4 protein-coding genes are annotated in these 4,437 nt (G+C 70.5%); 3 read left to right on the forward strand and 1 reads right to left on the reverse strand.

Annotated features, from left to right (window positions below; all coding sequences use genetic code 11):
- Positions 1–186 (reverse strand): hypothetical protein (locus VF697_RS10165; protein ID WP_331093730.1); only part of this gene is annotated, 186 nt, incomplete at its 3' end.
- 330 nt (positions 187–516) lie between these two features.
- Between VF697_RS10165 and VF697_RS10170 the strand changes: the two genes are divergently transcribed.
- The 3 genes from VF697_RS10170 to VF697_RS10180 form a co-directional block, all read left to right on the forward strand.
- The gene (locus tag VF697_RS10170; RefSeq protein WP_331093724.1) at positions 517–1,416 is read left to right on the forward strand and encodes a phytanoyl-CoA dioxygenase family protein; all 900 of its coding nucleotides are present in this window, start codon (positions 517–519) and stop codon (positions 1,414–1,416) included.
- A 146-nt stretch (positions 1,417–1,562) separates the two neighbouring features.
- Positions 1,563–3,539: a hypothetical protein gene (locus VF697_RS10175; protein ID WP_331093726.1), complete on the forward strand. Its 1,977-nt coding sequence runs from the start codon at positions 1,563–1,565 to the stop codon at positions 3,537–3,539.
- 333 nt (positions 3,540–3,872) lie between these two features.
- The coding region (locus tag VF697_RS10180; protein WP_331093728.1) for a serine/threonine-protein kinase at positions 3,873–4,437 on the forward strand (565 nt) is incomplete at its 3' end.

Here is a 4,437-nt window from a genome sequence, read left to right on the forward strand (position 1 = left end):
GTAGTTCTCCAGCGTGGTCGGGCCTCGCCGGCCCACGGTGCGCGTGCTCTGGTTGTTGGAGACGGGGTGGCCCTGACGCGTGGTCAGGACGTCCTCCTTCGCGGTCTTCGCCCGGTCGTTGACCGTGCCCTGCTCCGTTCCCATCGCGAGTTGTTTCAGCAGCGTCGCATCCGTCTTCCTGTTCATCCCGCCTCCGTGGTTCCCGTTGCGCCAGGGCGGAGCCCTCGGGGCCCGATGCTGGACCCGGGGCCGCCGCGTGAGGCACGCTATTCACGCCCGGGAATACGCGACGCGAAGCTGGATTCGTGGGTTCTGGAACTGGACGCGTCCCGCGCGTGAGCGTCCACCACTGAGCGGTGGCGCATCAGCAAGAGCGGGAGGGGAGGGGGGCGCACGTTCAGGAGCACCTCGCACAGTCGCCCCTCCGCGGCCCGCTGTGCCCGTCTCGTCGGCAGGCGGGCGTGGTGGACACCACTCCCCGGGAAGGAGAAAATTACACCTGGAGGTTAAAGCCGCATGCGACAGGACGGACAGAACATTCGCGAGATCTCGATGGGCAGCCTCCCGATGCAGCACGCCGGAGCCGAGCCCCAACTGGTGACCCCGAAGTACGACACCGCGACCATCATGGGCGGGCTGTACGGAGATGGCATCGTCGCGCTCAAGGGCGCCTTCTCCCGCTCCATGGTGCAGGGACTCGGCGAGGACATCGAGTTCCTCTTCCAGGAGGCGCTGAAGCAGCCGGGCGGCGCGATCGGGCGAGGTCCCAATCGCCACTACGTCGAGATCCACCCGGAGCGCATCCGTTGCTTCGTCGAGCTCGTCAGCCATCCGTGGGTGCGGGCGGTCTGCGAGTCGGTGCTCGGCCCGGGCTACAAGCTCGTGGAGATCGGCTTCGACGTGCCGGGTCCGGGGGCCGAGAACCAGCCCTGGCACCGCGACTTCGCCTCGCCCCCGGAGACCGTCGAGGGCCGGCGGCTCAACTCGCTCGCCTTCAACATGACCACCGTCGACGTCGAAGAGGACATGGGGCCCTTCGAGATCGCCCCCGGCACGCAGTGGGACTTCTCGCCCGAGTTCGCCCACGGCATGTTCCCGCCCAGGTCCTTCTATCCGCGCTATGAGCAGCGCGCGCAGCGGCGGATGCCGAAGATGGGCGACATCTCGGCGCGCTCGGCCCTCACCATCCACCGGGGCACGGCCAACCGCTCGCAGAAGTCCCGGCCCACGCTCGTCCTCGGCTTCGACGCGCCGGATGCGCGCAACGCCGAGCGGCACGACCTGCAGGTCACCCGCGGCTACTACGAGACCTTGCCGGAGGAGGTGCGCAGCCACCTCAACTACCGCCTGGTCAACAAGCTCGAGCCCATCGTGCAGGCGCACACCATCGAAGGCCTGGTGATGGCTGACTCCTAGTCGGCCGGGGCCTCGGTCCCCCTGAATGCGAAGAGCCCGGTCCTCCCTTCGTGGAGGGCTGGGCTCTCTTGCGTTGGAGGAGGTGGGTGGCCCCTCCGGACCCCTCGCGCTATGGTCCCCGCTCGGACCATCCACAGGGAATCGGAGTGACCACGAACACGCGCGCCTGGCGCTGGGGACAGTTGCTGGCCTTGACCGTGGGGGTGCTGTCATCCCTCCACTGCGTCGAGCTTCCCACGAAGTCCTTCTCCTGCGTGTCCAGCGAGGATTGCCAGGGGCTGAGCGGCCCCGGAGGCGAGTCGTACGTCTGCGGGAGCGGGGGCTGGTGCGAGGTGGCTGGGCAGGCGGACGCCGGGGGCACGCCCGATGCCGGAGGTCAGCCTGACGCGGGCACGTCGGACGCGGGGTCGGATGCGGGGTCGGGCACCGCCTGCGCTCAGGCCTCGACGCCCCCCTCGTGCTCCACCTCCAACTGGTGCTGGGACAACCCGCTCTCCGAGGGCCGCACGCTGAACACCGTCCGAGGCAGGTCCGCCACGGACGTCTGGGCCGTGGGGGAGCGGGGCGTCGCGCTGCACTGGGATGGCACCTGCTGGGCCCGCATCCTGCCCGGCAACGCCCAGCAGCTGCGCGCCGCCTGGCCGGCCGCGGGGAAGACGTGGTGGTTCGCCGGCGCGGGCGGTGCCCTGCTCAAGTGGGACGGCTCCACCTGGACGTCCCAGGCCCTCGCCGAGCAGTTGACCTTCCATGACATCGAAGGGGCCTCGGCCACGTCCGCGATCGCGGTGGGGCAGACGGGCGCCATCTATACCTTCAATGGCCAGCAGTGGAGCCCCCAGTCCTGGGACGCCGGTACCAGTCCCGCGCCGGAGCTCCTGGCCGTGTGGCCCGTCTCGGACACCGAGGCCTGGGCGGTGGGCAGGGGCGGCACCATCGCGCACGGCGTGGATGGGGGCTGGTCCAGCTCCAGGTCGGGCTCCGTGGACCTGACGGCCATCGCCCCCGGAGCGGATGCCGGGACGGCCTACGCCGTGGGCAGGGGGGTGCTCGTCACCTATGCCAACGCGAGGTGGACGGCTTCCAGCTTCGCGACGTCCTCCACCCCGCTCAATGGCGTGTGGACCAGCGGCGGTGTCACGCGCATCGTCGGCCCCGCCTCGAACATCTACGTCCTGGGCACGTCGACCCCCGAGCCGAGCGGCACGCCCCAGCTGCTCAACTCCCTCTGGGGCAATGACACGGCGCTCTGGGCCGTGGGGGCCGCGGGCAGCATGGTGCGGCGGACGGATGGCCAGTGGTCGGAGCTCCCCGGTGGCGTGGCACGCAACATCAACGCCTTCTGGGGCACCGATGACCTCAACCTCTGGGCGGCCGGGGACAACGACCTGGTCATGCGCCGCCGGGACGAGCGTTGGTCGCCCGTGGCACCTCCGGAGCAGGGCACCTTCCGGGCCCTCTGGGGGAGCGGGGACAGGCTGCTGGTGGCGGAGAACAACGTGAGCAGCGGGAAGGTCCACCTGCTCCAGAATGGGCAGTGGACCCAGGGCACCTCGTTCCCGAGCGGCGTGAATGGCTTCTGGGGGACGGGCATGGCCCCGGTGTGGGCGGTGGGCGACAAGGGCCTCCTCCGGCGCCGCGAGGAAGCGGGCACCTGGACCCCCGAAGGCAACGCCAATACCGCGACCGCTCAATTCAACGCCGTCTGGGGCGCCAGCGTTGAGGATGTGTGGGCGGTGGGGGCCGGCGGGGTGATCTTCCACCGCGACAGTGTGGGGGCTTGGGGCAGCCAGAAGCTGTCCTCGTCGACCGACCTTTTCGGCGTGTGGGGCACGGGCGCGCGGGATGTGTGGGCGGTGGGCCTCAACGGAGCCGCCTACCACTACGAGGGGACTGCCTGGACGCTGGTCTCCACGGGGGTGACCCAGACGCTGCGCGCCATCGCCGGGCGGAGTGCCGACAGCGTGTGGGCCGTGGGCGACAACGGCAGCATCACGTATTGGAACGGGACGACCTGGACGCCCCAGGTGAGCGGAGTCAGCGACCACCTGCGGGCGGTGTGGGTGACGCCGAGCTCCGTCTGGGTGGCGGGTGCCAACGGGACGGTCCTCCGGCTGAAACCGTGAGGAGGCGGGTCGCCGGGCAGGCAGGGGAGCGCACATCGCCGCCGTCAGGGGGCGGGTTCTCTGATAAGGTCGCGGCCTGTTTCGATGGTCCCGCTCCCCTCCTTCACAGAGTGTCCCACCTGTGGCCTGCGCGTCGCCCAGGGCACCGAGCAGTGTCCCCACGACGGCACGGTGCTCGGTGACGGCGTGCCCGCCAGCCGTGCGCAGCTGAGGCCCCAGCCTGGCCCGCACGTCGCCTCGCCCGAGGCGGGGACCCTCGCTCCGGTACCTCCGGTTCCGGCCCCGGCCCCGGCTCCAGTTCCGGCCCCGGCTCCGAGACCCGTGGCCCAGACCATGCCGGCTGTCGGCCGAGCCCCCCCACCCCCGCCGAGCCCTCCTCTCACCGACCCGCTGATCGGCATGCAGATTGGCGAGTACGTCATCCAGGAGCAGATCGGCATCGGCGGCATGGGCCTCGTCTACCGGGGCGAGCAGCCGCTGATCCGCAAGCAGGTGGCCATCAAGGTCCTGCGGCCCGAGATGGGGGACCAGTCCCTGTACGTGGAGCGGCTGCTGGCCGAGGCGCGCGCGGTCAACGCCATCCACCACCGGGGCATCATCGACATCTTCAGCTTCGGCAAGATGCCGGATGGCCGGCAGTACTTCGTCATGGAGTACCTGGAGGGCACCCCGCTCGACACCTGGCTCTCCATTCGCGGCACCCTCCCGGTGCAGGATGCCATCCGGCTCGCCGACGAGCTCCTGGACGCGCTCACCGCCGCGCACCAGGCGGGCGTCATCCACCGCGATCTCAAGCCCAGCAACATCTTCCTGGTGCGCCAACCCGGCGGCGGCTCCTACGTGAAGGTGCTGGACTTCGGGCTGGCCAAGCAGCTGTCCGGCGATCAGGCGCTCTCGC

This window comes from Archangium sp., from assembly GCF_036388035.1.
Taxonomy (GTDB): domain Bacteria; phylum Myxococcota; class Myxococcia; order Myxococcales; family Myxococcaceae; genus Archangium.